Origin of the sequence: Pedobacter sp. PF22-3, assembly GCF_026239555.1 — a bacterium.
Classification (GTDB): domain Bacteria; phylum Bacteroidota; class Bacteroidia; order Sphingobacteriales; family Sphingobacteriaceae; genus Pedobacter.
Genome location: NZ_JAPIVP010000003.1, coordinates 14,718 through 38,467 on the forward strand (window position 1 = coordinate 14,718; position 23,750 = coordinate 38,467).

General features: G+C 43.5%; 2 protein-coding genes. Both read left to right on the forward strand.

Annotated features, from left to right (window positions below; all coding sequences use genetic code 11):
• Positions 1-197: 197 nt before the first annotated feature.
• On the forward strand, positions 198-6,644 hold the full coding sequence (locus tag OQX63_RS05180; RefSeq protein WP_265849821.1) for a non-ribosomal peptide synthetase: 6,447 nt from the start codon (positions 198-200) through the stop codon (positions 6,642-6,644).
• 52 nt (positions 6,645-6,696) lie between these two features.
• The gene (locus OQX63_RS05185) at positions 6,697-23,748 is read left to right on the forward strand and encodes a non-ribosomal peptide synthase/polyketide synthase (RefSeq protein WP_265849822.1); all 17,052 of its coding nucleotides are present in this window, start codon (positions 6,697-6,699) and stop codon (positions 23,746-23,748) included.
• Positions 23,749-23,750 lie beyond the last annotated feature (2 nt).

The window sequence follows — 23,750 nt, forward strand, 5'->3', positions numbered from 1 at the left end:
TTTCTCTATAACTCTATTTTTATAACGGTTTATTGATTGTTCCTGTTATTGGAATCATTTTATTGAATGATTAAACCAAACAAAAAATCGGGCAGCATACGATCAACTTTTCATCATTTAATAGCTTCAAATACCATGGGGTTGAAGCCGATTGTAACTTAAAATTTCTTAAAAAACTAACGCTTTAAGGCCTAAGCATGAATATTACTACCCTAAATGAACTGCTCCGGAGGAATATGAATATAAATCATACCGGAATCACTTTTATTGAAAGCAGTGATCAGGAAATATTCCTGTCTTATGCGGATTTATACCAAGAAGCTGTAAATGCACTGGCTATCCTGCAGGCGGCTGGCATGCAACAGGGTGATGAACTGGTACTGCAGATTGTAGAAAATAAAAACTTTCTGATTGGATTTTGGGCTGCATTGCTGGGGGGATTTATACCCGTGCCGCTGGCTGCCGCGCAAAATGCTGTACAAATGCAGAAAGTGTTTAAAGTATGGGAAATACTGCACCGGCCTTTTTTGCTGATAGCTGGTACAGAAATGAAAGCGCTTGAATCTTTTGCAACTGCAGACAATCAACTGCCACGCTTTCTTGAGATGCAAGAATATGTAATTTTCGAAGAAAAGTTGCGGTTATCCGAAAGTGAAGGAAAACTAGCAATAGTGGAAGCAAAGGATATTGCTTTTGTACAATTTTCATCCGGCTCTACCGGATTGCCTAAGGGTGTTATGCTTACACATGAAAACCTGATGGCTAATATGAATGGTATAGCGAATGCCGGAAATTATGGAAATAATGACAGATTATTGAGCTGGATGCCATTAACCCATGATATGGGAATGATTGGTTTTCATCTGAATCCCCTGTACAGTGGAATAAATCAATATTTAATGCCAACCAGCCTTTTCGTACGCAGACCCAGCCTATGGCTCAGCAAGGCTACCGAGCACAATATTACTGTTCTTTGCTCTCCTAATTTTGGCTATGATTATCTACTTAGACATTTAAGTGCATTGGGCGAGCAAAACTGGAATTTGTCACAAGTGCGGATTATTTATAATGGTGCAGAACCGATATCTCCAGCCTTATGCATACGTTTTATAGAAAACCTTGCTGCTTACGGATTATCGCGTGCGGCCATGTGCCCGGTATACGGATTGGCAGAGGCCAGTGTTGCCGTTGCGATGTCGGCAATTGATCTTGAACTGAAGGTTATTCAGCTGCATCGCGATCAGTTGAACCAGGGCAATGTTATTCAGATAACACATGAAACCGAAAATACGGTATCATTCGTGAACGTTGGCAAAGCCGTTGAACATTGTTTGCTTAGGGTGGCAAATGATGATGATGAACCTGTGCCTGAAGCAACAATAGGCCAAGTGCATATTAAAGGCAAAAATGTAACAGCAGGATACTACAACAACGAAAATGAATCATCAGCTGCAATAACAAATGATGGCTGGCTAAGAACCGGAGATCTGGGCTTTTTGCTTGATGGGTCACTCTACATAACTGGAAGGAAAAAAGATATCTTTTTTGTAAACGGACAGAATTACTACCCACACGACATAGAGCGGATAGCCGAAGAATCGGCTGGCTTTGGACTGAATAAAATCGCAATAGCCGGTTGGTTCAATAACATAAAACAGCAGGAGGAGGTGATTGCTTTTGTGGCCCACCGTGGGAATATTGATGCTTTTGTCCCCTTGGTAAAACAACTTAAAGCGGTTATTAATACACGGACGGGTTTACTGATAAACCGGGTAATTCCCATAAAGCAAATCCCTAAAACCACAAGCGGTAAACTTCAGCGTTTCAAACTCATTGAACATTTGCGTAACGGAGACTTCGAAAAAATAGAACAGGAGCTCAACCAGGCCATAATCAATACAGTCAGTCATTTTTCCGATGACGTTTTGCAGTATACTCCTGAAGAAAAAAAGCTGCTTATTTTATACAAGGAAGTGCTTGACAGGCAGGATATTGGTGTAAATGATTCGTTTTTTGAAGTTGGCGGAAACTCATTAAAATCAGCTGAACTGGCGATGCTGATGTTGAAATATTTTGAAATCGAGCTATCGTTGAAGACATTATATAATAAACCAACGGTTAGAATGCTGGCTGCTGTAATTAACCAGCTTAAAAAACAGGAATATCGCCCATTGGAACGTAAGGTAAAGCAAGAATTTTATCCGGTAGGTTTTGCCCAGAGAAGATTGTACTATGCCTGGGAAATAGATAATCAATCTACCGCCTATAATGTTCCAATATGCATCCAGATAAAGGGAGGAGTTAATGCTACTAAATTAGCAGATTGTATCAGGCAGATGATTAACCGTCATGAGGTATTGCGCATGTCATTCCGCAGGGAGGAAGAACCTGTTTTCAGTATAGCTGATGCTGTTGAATTCGACCTTGAATTTTTAAATTCTACTACAGAAAGTTTAGATGATCTGTTGCTGCAGCAAGTTAAACCATTCGATTTAAAGGCAGGCAAACTTTTCAGGATGACGTTAATCAAAATTGATGTTGCAGCGTACATTTTATTTGTAGATTTTCATCACATCATTGCAGATGGTATTTCTGCTGGCATTTTTATAAAAGAACTATTTGAATTATACTCAGGGAAGGAATTGGTTAATTTACCGGTAAACTATTCCGACTTCACTTGCTGGGAAAAAACAGACCCGGGTTCAATCAATGATTTAGCTTCATTATATTGGACACAACAGCTGCAAACACCCTTAAGTGTACTTGAATTACCAACGAGCCGGAAACGGCTTTCTACTTTAGATACTCGAGGATTACGTAAAAGTTTCCAGTTTGATGAAGTAACAACTACAGGCTTACAAACACTAGCTCAACAGCACGGATGTACTTTACATGTGTTGATGCTTACATTATATTATATTTTATTATATAAATACTCCGGCAATGAAGATCTTATTGTCGGGGTGGCTGTATCAGGACGAAAGCACCCTGATATACGAGGATTAATGGGGATGTTCGTGAATAATCTGGCCATTAGAGAGCAGGTTAACGGGAAGCAGAAGTTTCTGGACCTGCTGAAACATGTTGACCAAACGATGGATGATGCATTTGAATACCAGGACTATCCTTTTGATGCCCTCGTTAAACTGGCTGATGCCAGGCAAGAAGCAGGAAGAAATCCGCTTTTTGATACCATGTTTCTTTTTCAGCATTTTCAGATGCCTGAAACAGCCACTACAGATCTTGAATGCAATGTTTATCCTTTCCATGCTTTTTCGGCCAGATTTGACCTCACACTCGAAATAAAGATAAAAGGTCGTGAACTTCAATATGAATTTGAATACGCCCGGGTCCTTTTTGATGAAGACTTTATCGAAAACATGGGCCACAGTTTTACCTGCCTGGCCCAACATGTTTTAGCTGATCCGAATCAGGAGATAGCTGCATTGCCAGTGCTTGATACAAATCAGCAAGATGAAATTATAAACCTGTTTAATGATACTAACCGTACCTTTCCCAAAGGAAAAACAATACATCATTTATTTGAAGAGCAGGTACAGCGCAGCCCTGATGCCATTGCCTTAGAATTTAATGGTCACAAAGTCAGTTATGAACACCTGAACAGGCAGGCTGATGAAATGGCTTTACTGTTGCGCGGTAAAGGTGTTAGGAACGGCAGTATTATTGGAATACTGTTGCCTAGAAATGTATCGCTGGTGGTGAGTATACTGGCAGTTTTAAAAGCAGGAGGCGCTTATCTCCCAATGGATACAGAATTGCCCGAAGCACGAATACGTTTTATGATAGAGGATAGTAAAACCCTTCATTTGATTACCACTTCATCTATTGCTGAAACCAGGCAATTAAATCAAATTCCGGGCCTCAGGATTTTATATACTGATGCAACTGAAACTCTTTATGAATCAGCTTCCCCAACCGAAACCGAAGACATTGCATTGGGGGATCGTTTAGCCTATATCATTTATACTTCCGGAACAACTGGAAATCCTAAAGGTGTAATGGTATATCATGCCTCACTTGTAAATTACATTACTTGGGCTGCAGCTACTTATGTAAAAGAAAAAGGAATTACCTTTCCATTGTTTACCTCTATTTCTTTTGATTTAACAGTAACCACTATTTTTACGCCACTTGTTACAGGCAATCGTGTACTTATCTATGATGAGGCCAATGGTGAGGTATTGATTGAGAAAATTGTGTCTGATAATTTTTCAGATATTATCAAATTGACACCGTCCCATCTGCGGGTTATTGCTGCGGGTAAATTCATGCCTCGCGGAAAAAGTCGGGTAAAAAGGTTTATTGTAGGCGGAGAGCAGCTTAACACAACCCTATCGAAAACCATTTGCGATCAATTCGGCAGTTCGGTAGAGATCTATAATGAGTATGGACCGACAGAAGCCACGGTAGGTTGTATGATCCATTTGTTTAACCAGAATGAAACCAGCGAAGTCGTACCCATAGGTGTACCGGCTCCTAATACACAGGTCTATCTGCTCGACCAATACCTGCAGCCTGTTCCATCCGGCGTACTCGGAGAAATATACATATCTGGCGATGCGCTTGCCAAGGGTTACCTGTTTAATCCGGTTTTAACTGCCGAAAAATTTATTTCAAATCCTTTTGTTCAGGATATGCTGATGTATAAGACCGGCGATACCGCCAGACGGTTAAAAAATGGAATTATCGAATATACTGGACGGCAGGATCAGCAGGTAAAAATAAATGGTTACCGGATCGAATTGCAGGAAATAGAAAATAATATGATCGGCTATCAGGGTATAAGTGGAGCTGTAGCTGCCATAAAACAATTGGAAAACGGTACGCAGCTGCTTTGTGCTTATTACACAGGCGGGGCGGATGTATCTGCAGATGGATTGCATGATTACCTGGCTGCACATTTGCCTCATTATATGCTGCCCGTTCATTTTATAGCACTGGATCATATTCCTTTAACACAGAACGCTAAAACGGATTACGCTGCACTGCCGGATCCATCCCTTAACGTGCCGGCTCATCCGATCATGCCTGCCGATGAAACAGAACAAACAATGCTGCAGGTATGGGGTGATGTATTAGGGCTTTCCGGGATCACGGTTTCAGATAATTTTTTTCAGCTGGGTGGCGATTCTATCAAAGCAGTGCAGATTACTTCGCGTTTGCTTGAAAAAGGAATTGAAATTAAGGTAAAGGACATCCTTACCCGTTATACCATAGCACAGATAAGCCGGCATGCCACCTTTAACATGCAGCGCAAATCGTATGCCCAGGGAATTATTAGTGGGGCAAAGCCACTTAGTCCGATTGAGCAATGGTTTTTTGCTCAGCGGCTCAAAAATCCAGATTATTATAACCAATCAGCATTAATCTTCTTAAAAAAACCGCTACCTGATTCTTTATTAGCAGATGCATTTGAAAGGATAATTGAAACACACGACGAACTGAGGATAAATTACGACGCCGCTAAACAGCAGACTTTTTATAACGAGGCACACCTGGGAAAGCGTTTAGTAATTGAAACCCATCAGGCCTTATCTGGAGATATTTCCGGAATCTGTGAGGCACTGAGGCAGAAATCAGATGTTGAAAATGACTTTTTACTCCGGGTAGCGCGAATACAGACCATGCAGGGACAAAATTATTTATTTATTACCGCTCACCATCTGGTAACCGATGGAATTTCCTGGCGGATCCTGGTAGAAGATTTATATACCTGCTGTAAGGCGCTTGAAAATGAAATGCAGGTTACATTGCCTCAAAAAACAGCATCGCTGATCGAATGGCAGCAAGCATTGGAAGCTTATGCTGCCAGTGGAGATTACATGCGTGCCGAAGCGTTCTGGGCAAAGCAAAAGGCCGGAACTTTTAGCTTACCGGTAGAAAAAGATACAGAAGACCTGCGCAGTAGGCACCGGGAAAAAATACAATTGCAGCTTGATGAAACAGAAACGTCGTTCTTAGTAAAAGAAGCCAATCTGGTATATCAAACCAATACATCCATACTATTGAATGCTGCGCTGGCCATGGCCTTAAAAACATGGACAGGTGCAGAATATATTACCATAGAGCAGGAAAATCATGGCCGCCACCTGGATATAAATGTATCGCGTACAATGGGTTGGTTTACAGTGATCTATCCCTTGACTTTTGCGCTTGCAGATAACCGGCCTGAAACTAGTATACGTGCAGTAAAGGCGGCATTTGATGTGCTGCCGGACCATGGAATGGGCTATCGCATTTACCTGGAAAAACATGCTGCAAATCAACATTCGGGTATAACGCCTGTGCGCCTGAATTATCTGGGGCAATTTGATCATGAGTTTGACAATGACCTGTTTAAATTCAGTAATCAGTTTACCGGAGCTGAAACTGATCCGGAAAACAACCTGTCAGCCCTGCTGGAAATCAACTCAATGGTTGTACATGGCCGGCTTCAGATCGAATTTGGTTACAGCAGTAAATCCTTTAGTGAGGGTACCATGCAATGGCTGGCCAATCTATTTATGCAACAGCTGGATCATCTTCAGGATCATCTTTTAGACGAATGTAATGTAAACGCTATGCAGGATCCCTTCGGAGCTACCCTGGATGAACAGGACCTGAACGAGCTATTTAACGATTAAGCCGCTTTAAGTTATTTACACACACAATTTACCGAACAAACCTTTGTTATTTATGAAAGTTAAGATTGAAAAATCAAACGTACAGGAGATCGTGGAACTTAATATGGTTCAAAAAGGGATGTTGTACCATTATCTTAAGGATAATGATGAAAATCTTTATCACGTTCAGCTTGCTTTCCACATTCACGGCCAGCTTGATGTTAATTTACTTGAAAAAGCGGTAAAGGCTGTGCAGTTGGGTAATGATGTCTTAAGGTCTGTTTTCAGCTGGGAGAAATTATCAAAGCCGCTCCAGGTGATACTAAAGAACTGTACATTAAACTTTAAGTATACCGATCTTTTAAAAAATAAGGCAGAACGTCATAACAGTTTTGTAAATGAATACCTGCTAAAAGATCAGGTTAAGGGCTTTAACCTGGAAGAGCTTCCCTTAAGAATCAGCGTGATCAGGGATGCTGAAGATTCCTATACATTCGTCATCACCCATCATCATATATTATATGACGGTTGGAGTACCGGAATTATACTGAAAGAAATTTTTAGCTGCTACCAGCAGTTATTAAACCGGCAGCTTCCTTTTGTCGCCAATAAAACGAATTACCGCACGCTACAGCTTGCCGTACAGCAATTGGCTGATCGGCCTGAGGCTATTCATTACTGGAAAAATTACCTCAGCGGTTACGAAATAACATCTTTCTTTCAGCAGTCGGCAGGAACTGCCATAATCCCGCAAAAGCTTCATTTCAGTATTCCCGGACCGGCTTTAACATCATTCTCCAAAACCCACTTTGTAACTAGGGCTGCAATTATTTATGCTGCTTATGGTGTGTTGCTACAGCAATATTTTAACGAACGAGATATTGTTTTCGGTACGGTTGTTTCAGGTAGGGATGTGCCGGTTGCAGGTGTTGGAGAGGTTGTGGGCAATTTTATCAATACTGTTCCGCTGCGCTTAACCGATACGGCAAACAAATCACTGCTTTCTGTAGTGTATGATGTTAACAATCAATTAATTGATAGGGAATCATTCACTTTTGTTTCAAATACGGCTTTAAGGGATCAGTTGCAACTAAAACCGACAGAATTACTGTTTGATTCGGCTGTGGTGATTGAGAATTATCCGCTTGATGTAAGCTGGTTAAAAGGATTGGATTCATTCTCCATGGAACTAAGATCAGTATACGAGCATACTGATATTCCGCTGATGATCACTGTATTCTTTAAAGAGGACGTGGAAATCGAATTGTCGTGCAAAGCAGGTTATGCGGGAAACATATCGCTATCATCCTTCATGCATGCTTTTAAAACCATCATTAGTACCATTACCGATAACCCTAATGAAAAGCCTGGTAAAATACAGCTATTACCTGCAAAAGAGCGCGAAGATTTACTGTTAAATTTTAATAAAACCCGGGTAGATTATCCAAAAAATGAGACCATTGTTTCATTATTTGAGCATCAGGCTGCACGCTTTCCTGATAAAACAGCCCTTATATACGAAAATTCAGTGCTGAATTATCAATCGCTGAACAATAAGGCCAATCAACTGGCCCATGTGCTCAAAGAAACTTACCATATAGGTCCTGGTAAACGCATCGCCATCCTGGCAGCGCGTTCTGAGTGGCTGGTTATCGGTTTGCTCGGAATTCTGAAATCGGGTGCATGTTACATACCTGTAGATCCGCTTTATCCTGCCGAAAGGATAGGATATATGCTGGAAGATAGTGAGGCAGGGCTGCTGCTTACTTCCGGCGAAGTACCGCAGGTTGCTTCGTACACCGGCCCGATACTAAACATTGGGGATGAATTATCCCGCCGTACAGAAAACCCCGGCCAGGTGAACCAGCCGGATGATTTATCTTATATCATTTACACATCAGGATCAACCGGTAAACCTAAAGGGGTTATGATTACGCACCGGAATGTAGTCAATTTTTTTACCGGTATGAATAAAAGGCTGATGCTGCAGCCTGATGACAGTATGCTGGCAGTTACCAGTACTTCCTTTGATATTTCCGTACTGGAAATTTTCTGGACATTGTGCCAGGGTGTTAAAGTAGTACTTCATCCATCGCATATTGCTTTAAATGAACTAAATAGGTATTTACAACGATTGCCGCCGGGCGACCAGATCACCATACTTCAATCCACGCCGTCATTTATGCAGCAGGCACTGGAAAGTTCAGGCTCGGTTGAACTGCTGCGTACGCTTCGTCTTATATTGCTGGGCGGAGAAGTTGTGCCATTATCCCTGGTCCAGGAGCTTCAGCAAAACACCGGGGCTTCATTATATAATATGTACGGACCAACAGAAACAACCATTTGGTCGTGCGTGCATGCTTTCGTGCCGGGTTTACAAAAGGTTCTGGTAGGAATGCCCATAGCCAATACACAGCTATATATTCTTAATCAGGACCTTCAGTTGCTGGCCAGGGGAGTAGTTGGTGATTTATATATTGCCGGCGACGGTTTATCATCCGGTTATTGGAAAAAACCGGGGCTTACCGCCGAAAAATTTATAGCTAATCCTTTTTGTGAAGGCAGTTTAATGTATAAAACCAGCGACCTGGCCCGTTGGCAGGCAGATGGCACGGTCGAATTGCTGGGCCGGGATGATCACCAGGTAAAAATCCGTGGTTACCGCGTGGAGTTGGGAGAAATAGAAAACAGCCTGTGTGCTTTTGATGGTATTAATGAAACCGTGGTTACTGCAAAAGAAGAAAACGGAACCCGGATGCTGGTGGCGTATTATGTAGCAAAAGATCATATAGAAGAAGGGTTATTAACTTCTTTTTTAATGAATTCACTGCCTGCCTACATGATACCCTCATATTATGTACATCTGGCTGCTATGCCTTTAACACCTAACGGAAAACTTGACCGTAAGGCCTTGCCTGATCCGGAAATCAGCAAGGGTGATGATTTTATTTTACCCAATGGTGAAACTGAAGAAAAACTGGTAGCGATCTGGGCCGAAGTATTAAAAATTAACCAAAATGAAATCAGTGCGACACATCGCTTTTTCGACCTGGGCGGGCATTCTCTTAAGATGATTGCCCTGATTAACCGGGTGCTGAGAGACTTTAATGTTGTGTTAACTATAAATAAGGTTTTTGAGTACCAGGATATCAGGAGCCAGGCCAGTTACATAATGGGTGGCGATCAGATAGCTTATAAAGCTATCCTGCCCGTAACCGCATCGGAATTTTATCCCCTGTCGGCTGCCCAAAAACGCTTGTATGTGGTGTACGAACTCGATCAGTCATCCATAGCTTATAATGGTGGGGTTACCATCATGATGGATGGTAAATTGGATAAAAATCTGATTAACAATGTTTTTCAAAAGCTTATTGACCGGTATGAGATATTACGGACATCATTCAGGCTTCAGCATGGCGATATCATTCAGGTGGTAGCTCAGGCCGTTCCGTTTGATATTGAATACCTGACTGCTACGGAAGATGCACTGGAAAGCATCATTAAGCAGTTTATACGCCCATTTAACCTGGACAGAGCACCATTGATGAGGGTGGGGTTAGTGGAAATGGCGCCTCAAAAACACCTGATGATCATTGATATGCACCACATTATTGGTGATGGTGTTTCTCAGGAGGTGTTAACAAAGGCCTTTATGGATTTATATCAGGACAATGTGCTGGCACCATTACCCTTGCAGTATAAGGATTATGCAGCCTGGGAACAGGGGAAATCCCACCAGGAAGAAATAGGCCTGCAAAAGGATTTTTGGAAAAAGAGCTTTGATGATCTGCCTGAATCGCTAGGTTTACCCTTGGATTTTGAAAGGCTTCCGAAGCATGAATTTCATGCTGCATCTTTTGATTTTGAAATCGGTTTTGAAGCTACTTCCAGGCTGCAATTGTTGGCGAAGGCAGAAGGCACAACCTTATTTACGGTTCTGCTTTGTGCTTATAATATCCTTTTAGGAAGGTTGAGCAACCAGGAAGACGTGGTAGTAGGAACACCAGTAGCAGGAAGAAATCACCCTGACCTGGAAAATATGATCGGCATGTTTGTGAATATGCTCGCTTTACGCAGCCGGCCTGAAACTTCAGCAACCGTTAAAGCATTCCTGAAAACATTGGCTACGCATATTCAGCAATGTTTCGCCAACCAGGAATTCCAGTATGAAGAGCTGGTTAATTTATTAAACATACCCCGGAACACTGGCCGCAATCCCTTATTTGATACGCTGTTTACTTTCCAGAATTATAAGGAAACCATTTTGCAGCTACCCGGACTTGAATTGCAGGTTGCAGACCGGGCACACCAGGCGATCCAGTTCGATCTGGTACTCTCCGCCGTTGAAAAGGAGGGTAAAATCATATGCCGCTTTGAATATGCAGCTGAATTGTTCAGGCACGATACCATTCAGCGTTTTGCCGGTTATTTTAACAACATCATCAACGCTATTACTACAGATCCTTCCATAAGGATCGGGGAAATTGAAATGCTGACTGTCAAAGAGCGCAGCCAGTTGCTTACTGATTTTAATGATACAAAAACAGCATTTAACCGGAACGAAAAACTGGTTAATCTGATCGTGCAGCATGCGCTGAATTCGCCCGATCGTACTGCGGTGAGTTTCGGGGGAAAAAGTTTAACCTATAGTCAGCTGAACCAGCAGGCAAATGCACTGGCCAATTTGCTTCACGGCCGGCTGCATGAGTTGGAAATACCCAGGATCGCTGTATTGTTCAGGCCTTCGATTGAAATGATCGTAGCCATATATGCTGTATTAAAGGCCGGTGGCGTATACCTGCCCTTGTCGCCTCAGGTGGCTGCAGAAAGAAATGACTATATTCTTTCAGATAGCGGTGCAGTATTGGTGCTGGTTCAGGAAAATATACTGGAGGATGGCCCTTCTATACCATTCAGTCCTGATAAAATTGCGTTTTTCCCGGTTGGAGAGAATATTAAATCAAATACGGACTTAACATTTACTGCACCAGCAATGGAGGCAGCGAGGCCGATGTATATTATTTATACTTCTGGTACAACCGGTGTGCCTAAAGGAGTAGAGGTGAGTCATAACGGCGTACTTAATTTATTGGATTTTTATAAAAAATTATACCCCATAACTGCAGGTGCCAGTTTCAGCCAGGTGGCCAATCTTTATTTCGATGCATCGGTTTTTGAAATCTGGCCTGCGCTGGCCAATGGTGGCCAGCTTTGCATTGCACCTGAAGAGGTAAGAATGGATGCCGTTGCCATGCGTTCGTGGTTAATTGATAACGGCATTATGATCACCTACCAGGTAACAGCCATTGCCGAATACCTGCTTCATGAAACCTGGTTGCCAGGTGAGGGGGCGTTACAGGTGATGAACGTAGCCGGCGACAGGTTTAACTATCATCCGGTAAAACACCTGCCATTTCGTTTATTTAACCTCTACGGGCCTACTGAAGATACCGTATGGACAACCTGGCTGGAAGTAACAGCAGCGCGCCAAGCTAATGGATATAGTATTGGTAAACCTATTGGTAACAAACAGATCTATATCCTGGATCATCATTTGCGTCTGCAGCCTGTAGGCGTACCTGGCGAATTATGTATCGGCGGAGCGGGGTTGGCCATCGGCTACATTAACAATGAGGCACTCACCAGAAGGCAGTTTGTATCGAACCCTTTTAAAGCAAACGAAAGGATTTATAAAACAGGCGACCTGGCCAAATGGACCCCGGAAGGGGAAATCATTTTTCTTGGCAGGAAGGATGACCAGGTTAAGATTCGTGGTTTCAGGATAGAACCTGGCGAGATTGAACGGCAATTGCTTACCCATCAGGCGATTAAAGAAGCTGTTGTACTGGCCCGCGAAAGAAATGGCAGTAAATACCTGATTGCGTATTATGTGGCCGGCGAGGCGATTACCAACCAGGAAACGAGGGCATATTTGTCGGCAAAGCTGCCTGATTACATGGTGCCGGCATTCCTGGTGGCTTTAACTTCGATGCCGCTGACGGCAAATGGCAAAATTAACCGCAGCATTTTACCTGATCCTGAACCAGACCCGGAAAACCATTATGAAGCACCTGTAACAACTGAGGAACAGCTGCTGGTAAAGATTTGGACCGCAGTTTTAGGAATAGATGGTATCGGCACTACACATAACTTTTTTTCCTCAGGCGGCGATTCTGTAAAATCAATACAGATCAGTTCACGCTTACGGGAACTGGGTTATCAAGTTTCGGTAAAAGATATTTTCGCTGCCCAAACCATCCGCTTACTGGCCGGTAAACTGCAAAAAATAACCGCCGCATACAGCCAGTTACCGGTACACGGTAGCGCGGCTTTAACGCCTATACAAAGCTGGTTTTTTGAAGGAAATATTAACAGTAAGCATCATTTCAATCAGTCTGTGCTGCTGAAATCGGAACAGCGGATTACTAAAGATGTGGTAATACAGATTTTTGAACAGTTATTGCAGCATCATGATGCCTTACGAATAGCATTTAGAAGTGACGGCCTCAGCGTAGTTCAGGAAAATCTGCAATATGCCGGTTTACAGGTAGAAGAAGTTGATCTGGTCGAAGCACTATATCCAGAAGATGACATGGTGGCTTTTGCCAACAGGCTACAGGAAAGCATAGACCTGGAAAAAGGACCACTGGTAAAACCTGCGTTGTTTCATCTTGACAATGGAAGTGCTTTGTTGATTATCATTCACCATTTAGTTGTAGATGCTTATTCGTGGCGGATCCTGTTGGAAGATATTCAAACCCTTTACCGGCAGATCGTTGCAGGGGAGCAAACCATACTTCCTGCTAAAACCGCAGCATTTATTACATGGCCTCAATACCTGGAAAAATATTCGGGCACTGCTGCTTTTAGCCGGGCAGCCGCCTACTGGAATGAACTGAATGAGGTTAAGGCTGTGGTACCTGAAAGAGACCAGGAAAATGGCGGAAATTTTGTACATCAGGAAAGCACTGTGCGCTTTACCCTGGATGAGCAAAGCACAAGTGACCTGCTGATAAAAGTACCGGCTGCTTTTCATACCCAGATTAACGATGTTTTATTAGCTGCATTGCTTTTAACGCTGAAAAGGCAATACCAGAATACTGATGGCATATTGCTTCACCTTGAAGGGCATGGAAGGGAAGAAATTGATGCTGATGCCGATTTCAGTCGCACTGTAGGCTGGTTTACCACCATTTACCCGGTGTACCTTAAATATACGCCGAATGATTTATCCGGAACCATTAAATACGTTAAGGAAACGCTGCGGAACATTCCTGATAAAGGAATCGGTTACCTGATTAACGGGTTTCTGCAAAATACAAGCCGATCCAGAATGATGAACGGGGCCAGAATCCTGTTTAATTATCTGGGACAGGCTGATGCCGATCTGCATGATAACCTGTTCTCTGTCCATACCAATGCATCAGGCAACAACAGGGATCTGAATGATAACAGGCTGTATGATTGGGATATATCCGGTATCGTATTGCAGAAACGTTTGCACATTACCATTGCTTACAGCCGTGAACAATATCATAATGAAACGATGCAGCATCTGGCAGACGGTTACAATCATGCGCTCAGGGAATTGATCACCTACTGCGCAAATTGTACAGCAGAAACCCTTACGCCGGCCGATATTACCTGTAAAGGGCTAACGATTGAGCAGTTGGACACGATCCAGGAGCAATATTTAATTGAAGATATCTGTCCGCTTTCCCCCATGCAGGAAGGAATGCTTTTCCATTACCTGCTTGATCCCGGTACGGACAGTTATTTTGAGCAGATGACGGTAAAAATCAATGGAACATTGCAAATACCGGCTGTACAGCAAACCATGGAAGCGCTTGTACAGAAATATACTGCAATGAGGACCATTTTCTTACACGAAGGTTATGAGCAGCCCCTGCAGCTGATTTTAAAGGAAAGGCCATTTACAGTACAGTACCATGATGTGGTGCAAATTTGTGCCGAAAAAGGAAAAGATCATGTGATAAATGGTTTCCTGCTGCAGGATCTCGAAAGAAAATTTGACTTGGCTAAAGATGCACTGATCCGTTTATGTATCGTTAAAACAGCCGGAGATGAATATGAACTAATCTGGAGTCATCACCATATTGTTATGGACGGCTGGTGCCTGGGCATTATTATGAAAGATTTTCTGGAAGAATATGAAAGCCTTCAAAACTATACGGAAAAGCGGATAACCCCTGTACATACCTATGCAAATTACCTCCTATGGCTCGAAAACAGGAATCAGGATGCCTCTTTAAATTATTGGCATAATTACCTTTCGGCCTGCGATTTCAATTCTTCCCTACCTCCAAAAACGACTTCGCAGTTAACAGAAAAACTGCATGGCCAGCATCTAAAGCATCAGCTGGTCATGGATGAGGCGTTTGTGCACAAACTTCATCAGCTATCAGCGGCTTACGGCATTACTTTAAGTACCCTTTTCCAATTTGCCTGGGGTATATTACTGGGCAGGTATAATGACAGGGAAGAAGCCGTTTTCGGGATAGTAACTTCGGGAAGGCCGGCCGAGCTACCTGGAATTGAAACTATGGTGGGTTTATTTATTAATACCATTCCGGTACACCTTTCCTGCGAAATACATCAGACCATTTCGGATGCTTTGAAAAGATTTCAGCAAGCCTCTCTTGACAGTGAAGCACACCAATACCTGCCTTTACCTGAAATTTTGGCTGCAGGCGGAAAAGATAGCAGTCTGTTTAACCACATTATGGTTTTTGAAAATTATCCCTTATCCCGCGAATTTGAATCTGCCACTGCCTGCAAGGGTACCGCAAACGAGATAAGCATTTCAGATGCACATTTTTATAACCAGAACAGCTATGATTTATCACTTACGGTTATTCCCGGCGAAAAAATGCAGGTACAGCTGGATTACAATGCGGCAGTTTATGATACGGCTATAATTGCCCAGGCCGCTGCGCACCTATTTAATATCCTTGATTTTATCTGCCATTCGCCTGATGCAGAAATTGGAGAAATCAGGATGCTGGATGCAGCCGAACAGGATAAGCTAGTTAATGGTTTTAATTCCAGCCTGAATAAAAAGGCTGGCAGCCGGGAAACGGTGGTGTCTCTTTTTGAAAAACAAGCTGCTTTACATCCTGATCAGCCTGCTTTACATACCCCTGCAGGTACGCTTTGTTACCATGAACTTCAGCAGCTTTCCAATAAAATTGCAGGCTGCTTAATACAACGAGGAATAAAACCTGGAGACTTGGTTGCCTTATTGCTCGATAGAGAAACTTACCTTATACCCTGCATGCTGGGTATTTTAAAAGCTGGTGCAGCCTTTTTGCCCATTGATGTAGCTTACCCATCAGAAAGGGTGCGTTCGGTTATTGCGCACGCCCGGCCGGTAATGCTAATAACCAGGGGCCAGTTTCTGCCCGAAGGATTGTCCACCGCCATTGCGCTCTTTGACCTTGATGGTGAAGTGGGAAACATTTCACAGCAAACCGTAATTCGTGTAGCGATAAATGATCCGGCGGATCTGGCCTATGTAATTTATACCTCCGGATCAACCGGGACGCCTAAAGGGGTAATGATCGGGCATGACTCACTTTTAAATTATATTACCTGGGCGGTTTCTGCCTATATTAAAGGATCAAGGGCAACTTTCCCGCTCTATTCTTCCATATCTTTCGACTTAACGATCACTTCTGTTTTCGCACCGCTGGTTTCAGGAAATGATGTGATATTGTACCCAGGAGTATCAGACGGCGCACTACTGGAAAGAATGCTGAAGGATAACCGCTCAACCATCATTAAGCTTACTCCCTCGCACTTGAAAATGCTTGGAGACATGAGGTCACTTCCATCACTCCAGCAAAGCAAGATTAAAACGCTGATTGTGGGTGGAGAAGAGCTGGATAAAAGACTGGCTGCAGACATTTACCACTTATACCAGGGTAAAATGGAGATATACAACGAATACGGCCCTACAGAGGCTACCGTGGGATGTATGATCCATCAGTTTAACCCGCAAGATCAGGGGCTTACTGTTCCTATCGGTAAACCTGCTGCAAACACACAAATTTATATACTGGACAGGCTCCTGCGACCGGTTCCTGCCGGCGTTGCGGGTGAAATGTATATTGCCGGTAAAGGTGTGGCCAGGGGATATTTATATGAAGATTCACTTACCGCGAACCGGTTTCTGCACGATCCTTTCCATAAAGAAGGAAAAATGTACAAAACAGGCGACATGGCTGTGAGGCTTGCTGACGGTAACCTTGTTTTTAAAGGCCGGAATGATACCCAGATTAAAATAAATGGTTTCAGAATAGAACCTGCGGAGATCGAGCACCACCTGCTTTCCTACACTGGAATAAGGGAGGTACTTGTCAGCGTGACGGAAAGCGGGGAAGATAAGCAGTTGGTTGCTTATTTTGTAGCCGAAGATGATGTAATGCCTGAGATATTAAAACAATTTCTGGCTGCCATACTTCCCAAATATATGGTGCCGCAGTTTTATATACAGCTCCAGAGTCTTCCGCTTACCATCAATGGTAAAAGGGATACCAGCGCGCTGCCACAGCCCGATATACAGCTCCTGCAACAATATGAGGCCCCGGTTGGTGCCGTAGAGCAGCAGTTAGCCATGATATGGGCAGACGTGTTACAGAAAGATGCTTCAGCTATCAGTCGCTATGCAAACTTTTTTGAATGGGGCGGGCATTCGCTCAAGGCAGTAAAATTAGTTAATAAAATTTACAGTGAGTTGCAGATTGTACTGCCGTTGAGCGAAGTATTTGCCTATCCTGACCTGGCCGGTATGGCCGGGCAAATCCTCGAAAAGGAAAAACATGTGTACAAGGGGATCGAAAAGGCAGCACAGCAGCAATGGTATCCATTGTCATCATCGCAGAAAAGGCTGTATATGTTATATATGCTTGATCGCCAATCGCTTGCCTATAATATGCCATATATGGTTAAAATGAGTGGCTACCTGGTTAAAGAGCGGCTGGAAGCGGCCTGGAGCGCACTGCTCAAGAGACAGGAAAGTTTGCGTACTGCATTTTTAATGACTGAAAATGGTCCTATGCAACAGGTAGTTGAAGAAATTGAATTCAGCCTGCCGGTAATCCGCTCAGTGGAGGCGGAACTCCCTTCGCTTTATGCAGAATTTGTAAAACCCTTTAACCTTGAAGAAGCACCGCTTTTCAGAGTCGCGCTGATCGGTGTCGAAGCTGAAGAACATTATCTCCTGCTCGATATGCATCATATTATTATGGATGCTGTATCTCAGGAAATCATGATCAAGGAGTTCATTTCCTTATATCAACAGGAAGATTTAACCCCACTGCATTTACAATATAAAGATTATGCGAGTTGGCAGCAGGATCCCCTACAGCAGCTCAAAAGCAGGCAGCACCGTCAATTCTGGATACAACAGTTCGAGGATGAGGTGCCTGCAGCTGATTTACCGTCAGATTATCCACGCCCCGCCGTACCTAAATATGCCGGTGACACCTTTACATTTAATATCGGGGAAGATGTGGTGAATAGCCTGCGTACCATTGCGGCCGATGAAAATACAACATTGTACATGGTTTTATTAACCGCTTATTATATCTTGCTGGGCAAATTATCTAATCAGGAGGATATTACTATTGGCAGCCCTATTGCCGGTCGTCATCACCCTGATATAGAAAAAATGATCGGTGTATTTATTCATACCCTCCCACTGCGTAATTTTCCGCAGAATGAACTGCGGATACAGGAATTTCTGGCAAAAGTGACCGGCAGGACACTTCAATGTTTTGAAAATGAGGCTTACCAGTACGAAGAATTGATCCAGGATATTCAGGTAAACCGAAACACAGGCAGAAATCCATTATTCGATACCTTATTTGTATTTAGAAAGGAAGAAGAAAACCTGTTTACCTTACCAGGACTTACACTGACACCCTGCAATTTCGTTCACCCCGTATCACGTCTTGACCTCACACTTACGGCCGTTGAAGAAGAAAAACAATTGTCATTCCATCTTGAATATGCTACTGAATTGTTTTCCAAAGCAACCATTCAGCGCTTTGCTGATTATTTTTGCCGGATCGTAAAAGCAATGGCCACCAACCTGCAGGGTAATATCGGGGAGATAGCCTTGCTTTCTGCTGATGAGCAACGGCTGATAAGCGGTTTTAATAAAGGGCCTGTTAGTAATGTGGAGGCACAGCAATTGCCGATGCCTCTGTTTGACGGACAGGTAAAAAAGACGCCTGAAAATATTGCCCTGCGTTTTGCAGGCGGCGATATGACTTATGCATCATTTGCCCGCCAGGCCAATCTTATGGCTGCTTACCTGCAAACCGAAAAACATGTTGCTGCCGGTGATCTGGTTGCTGTTATGCTGGAACGTGAACCTGATCAGGTATCTTCTGTATTTGGTATATTAAAGGCGGCCGCGGTTTACGTACCTATAGACCCCTCTTATCCGAAAGAAAGGATAGACGCTATTATTGCAGATGCCGGTATCAAAATTTTGATCACACGGACAAAATATATACCGCGTTTAAAAAATATTGCGGTAAGGGTGGTCGATCTTGATCAGGAATATTCGGAAATACAGCAGCAAAAAGATGTTTTTTCTGCAGCAGAGATCCATACAGATCACCCTGCTTATGTTATATATACCTCCGGTTCTACTGGTAAACCCAAAGGGGTAGTCGTTTCGCATGGTTCGTTGGCAAATCTGATACATTGTATGCAGGAGCGATATCCCCTAGATGCACGGGGGGTGTATCTTTTAAAAACTACTTTCTCTTTTGATGTTTCGGCTGCCGAATTGTTCGGCTGGTTTCTTGCCGGGGGTAGCCTGTGTCTTCTCCCTGTCGGGGAAGAGGGCAATGCCGCAGTGATTCTGAATACCATAGCAAAGCAAAAAATTACGCATGTTAATTTTGTATCATCCATGTTTACCGTGTTTTCAGAAGAAGCAGCAAAACATCCTGTTGATTGGCTAAGCAGTTTGCAATATATTTTCCTGGCCGGTGAAGCCCTGTTTTATACCACGGTACAGAAAATACAGGCCCTCCAATTGCCATTAAGGCTGGTAAATCTGTATGGGCCAACGGAAGGAACAGTATACACCACAGCCTATACCTTGTTACAAAATGATACTGATTTTGCTATACCTATTGGCAAACCATTAAACAATGTAAATCTCTATGTACTTAACACGGCCTGCATTGACCAGCCTGTTGGTGTACCTGGTGAGTTATTTATTGGCGGCAGGGGGGTAGCCGATGGTTACCTGAACAACCCAGCTTTAACTGAAGAAAAATTTATTGTTCATCCACACCGGCCAAACGAAAGGCTTTATAAAACTGGCGACCTGGTTAAATGGCGGAAAGATGGTCATCTTGAATTCCTGGGAAGAATAGATACCCAGGTAAAATTGCGAGGTTTCAGGATAGAGTTGAGCGAAATTGAAAAGCAGCTTGTTAGTTTTGACGGGGTACAGGATGCCATTGCAATAGTTTCGGAACAGGACAATGATAAAAGGCTTGTGGCTTATTACCTGAGTGAAAAAGAAATTGACGGCACATTGTTGCTAGGGCATCTGCAGGCGAGGCTTCCGGGGTATATGGTGCCTGCATATTATATGCAAATTACTGAAATACCGCTTACAGCCAATGGAAAACTGAACCGCAAGGCACTACCGGAGCCGGTAATCGGGCCGGGCGATGATCATATGGCACCCGAAAGTAAACTGGAGGAGCAATTGGTATTAATCTGGTCGGAACTGCTGAAGACTGCCCCGGCCGGCATCAGTATCAATAAAAGTTTTTTCGAAATGGGTGGTCACTCATTAAGCGCAACGGTATTGATCAACCAGGTTAAGAAATTAATGCAAACGGATATCCCGCTCCGCGAAGTATTCAGGCTGCAGACCGTCCGGGAGATGGCCAGGTATATTGAGCGGGCTGAAACCGACAGCTATATCCCTGTTGTTTCCGCACAGATGAAGGCATTTTATGTATTGTCTTCCGCACAGCGCCGCCTGTATTTTCTGTACGAGCTTAATCGCTTATCAACTGCTTACAATATGCCGCAGGCCATCAATATAAATGGCACACCGGATGTTAACAGGTTGGAAAATGCTTTTTCGCTGCTCATTAACCGCTACGAAAGTTTGCGAACCAGTTTTGAACTGGTAGACGGTGTGCCCATGCAGAGTGTAAAAAATGAGGTGAATTTTTCATTGTCGCATACGGAGTGCCATGCAACAGAAGTAAATACCCTGATCGGGGATTTTATTCAGCCTTTTATATTGAGCGAGCCGCCATTAATCAGGGCCATGCTGATTTCACTCAGCACCACACAGCATATACTCGTTGTAGATATGCATCACATTATAGCGGATGGTATTTCCCAGCAGTTGCTGTTAAAAGAACTATGGGAGGCTTATACGAACCAGGAATTTAAAGAAGCTTTACCATTACATTATAAAGATTATGCCGAATGGCAATCGCAGCAGCTGCAACAGGAAAAGCTGGTAAAACAGCGCAGGTTCTGGCTTAAACAATTTGAAGAGGAGATCATTTTTGATTTACCTACAGACCATGCAAGGCCAGCGGTTAAAGATTATAAGGGTGATGTGCTGCATTTTGCACTTAGCAAAACACAAACTGCTGAAATAAATGCGGTTGCCCTGGCGGCAGGGGCAACACCTTATATGGTATTGCTTTCCCTTTACCTGATATTTTTAAGCAAGATCAGCAATAAGGAAGATGTGGTAATCGGTACGCCTGTTGCCGGTCGTTCACATGCTGACCTCGAGAATATGGTCGGCATCTTTATCAATACGATTCCGCTGCGTTTTCAGGTAAACAGCGACCTGAATTATAATGATTTCTTACAGTCTGTTAAAATGCGGGTATTGTCTTATTTTGAACATGAGGATTATCCATACGAAACCCTTGTTGATGAATTGCAGATTGTAAGGGATACCGGCCGGAACCCATTGTTTGATGTGATGTTTATGTTCCGGAACTTTGAACAGGCCTTGCCGGAAATTCCCGGACTGGAACTGCAGAATTACAATACGGGTTATACACTGTCTAAATTCGACCTTACACTGATAGCGGGAGAGGCAGCAGGTATATATGAATTTGATTTCGAATATTCCACCTCACTTTTCGATAGCACAACGGTTCAAAAGTTCATTACCTATTTTAAACAGCTGCTCAGCAATTTTACGAAAGACAGCCTGGTTTGTATCGCCGACCTGAGCCTATTACCGCCGGAAGAAAAATTGATGCTGGTTGATAGGTTTAATGATACTGCCTTATCGTTCCCTGTCCATGAAACCATTGTGTCTTTGTTTGACCAGCAGGCCATCAGCAGGCCCGGTCAGATTGCTATCGTAGCCGGTGGCAAAGCATGGACCTATCAGGAACTACAGCAAAGTTCAAATGGTATTGCCAGGCATCTTCAAGCGGTACACGGCCTTGGTGAGGGTAAAAAAGCAGGTTTGATGCTGGAGCGCGATAGCCTTTTGATACCCTGCCTGCTGGGGATATTAAAAACCGGAGCCGCTTACGTACCTATTGATCCTGCTTATCCTGTTGCACGTATACAGTACATATTGGACGACAGCGGACTTGAACTGGTATTGACCAGGCCTGAACTTATGGCGCAGCACGAGAACCTGAAGCAGGAGGGCGTTACCTGGGTAGATGTTTCAGTTATTGACCTGAAATCGACCGGGCAAACGGATACGGTAATCTCATCGGCTGCCGCTGCCTACATGATATATACTTCCGGCTCTTCCGGTAAACCGAAAGGAGTTGCGGTAACGCACCGGAATGTTGTAAATTTTGTGTTTGGCATCCGCGAAAGAATTGATTTTTCGGTTGGAAGTGCCATGCTTGGTTTAACCACCGTATCGTTTGATATTTTCGTACTGGAAACCATTTTACCTTTACTCAGCGGGATCAGGATAGTGCTTGCAGGTGATACTGTTCAGCGGGATATCAAAGAACTGGGCCAACTCATCCTTGATCAGGGAATTGATTTTATTCAAGTTACGCCATCACATCTGCGCCTGCTTCTGGCCGATGCATCAGCTGGAAATGTACTTTCTGGTATTAAAGTGCTGATGGTGGGTGGGGAAGCATTTCCACCTGAACTGCTCAGCCAGGTAAAAAATTTAACAAGAAGCCGTATTTATAATATGTATGGCCCAACTGAAACTACCGTTTGGTCAACCATATACGAACTTACAGAAAGTGATATTATTTGCATCGGTAAGCCCATCGCTAACACTGTTATCCGCATCTTGGATAAGAACAACAGGTTCTTGCCGCCAGGCGTGGGTGGTGAATTATGTATCGGTGGCGAAGGAGTTACAGCTGGTTACCTGAACCAGCCTGCACTCACGGCAGAGAAATTCATCCCTGATCCGGCAAAACCGTCTGGCCTGGTTTACAAAACCGGCGACATGGCCCGCTGGCTGCCTGATGGCAATATTGAATTTATGGGCAGGATGGATGACCAGGTTAAGATCAGGGGCCACCGCATCGAACCCGGTGAAATTGTCCAGCAATTGATCAGCCATCCCCAGGTAAAGGAAGCCGTGGTGATCCTATCGGGAGAGGGAAATAATACTTTTTTAGTGGCTTATTATGTGCCTTATGAGGCTGTTGAGCCTGCAGATGTCAGCACTTATCTGCAGCAGAAGTTACCGGCTTATATGATTCCGGCTTATTTTATGTCACTTAATGCACTTCCACTGACGCCGAATGGCAAACTGAACAAAAAGATGCTGCCTAAGCCGGTACGGGAGCAAATGGCAGATTACGTAGCCCCTTCGGGTAAAATTGCCATCAAACTGGTTGAAATCTGGGCTGATATTCTGAAAACAGATGCAGGAATTATTGGTATGTACCAGAATTTTTTCGAAATGGGCGGGCATTCGCTTAGTGCCATTATGCTCATGAGCAAGGTGCATCAGGAATTCGGTGTGCACATTCCGCTGCTCAATTTCTTCAAAAAACCAACTGTTGATGCCCTGAACAAAGAGATCCTGGTTGCATCACTGGTAAGAAAAACAGGTCATAAAACGGAAAAACTAGCAATTTAATT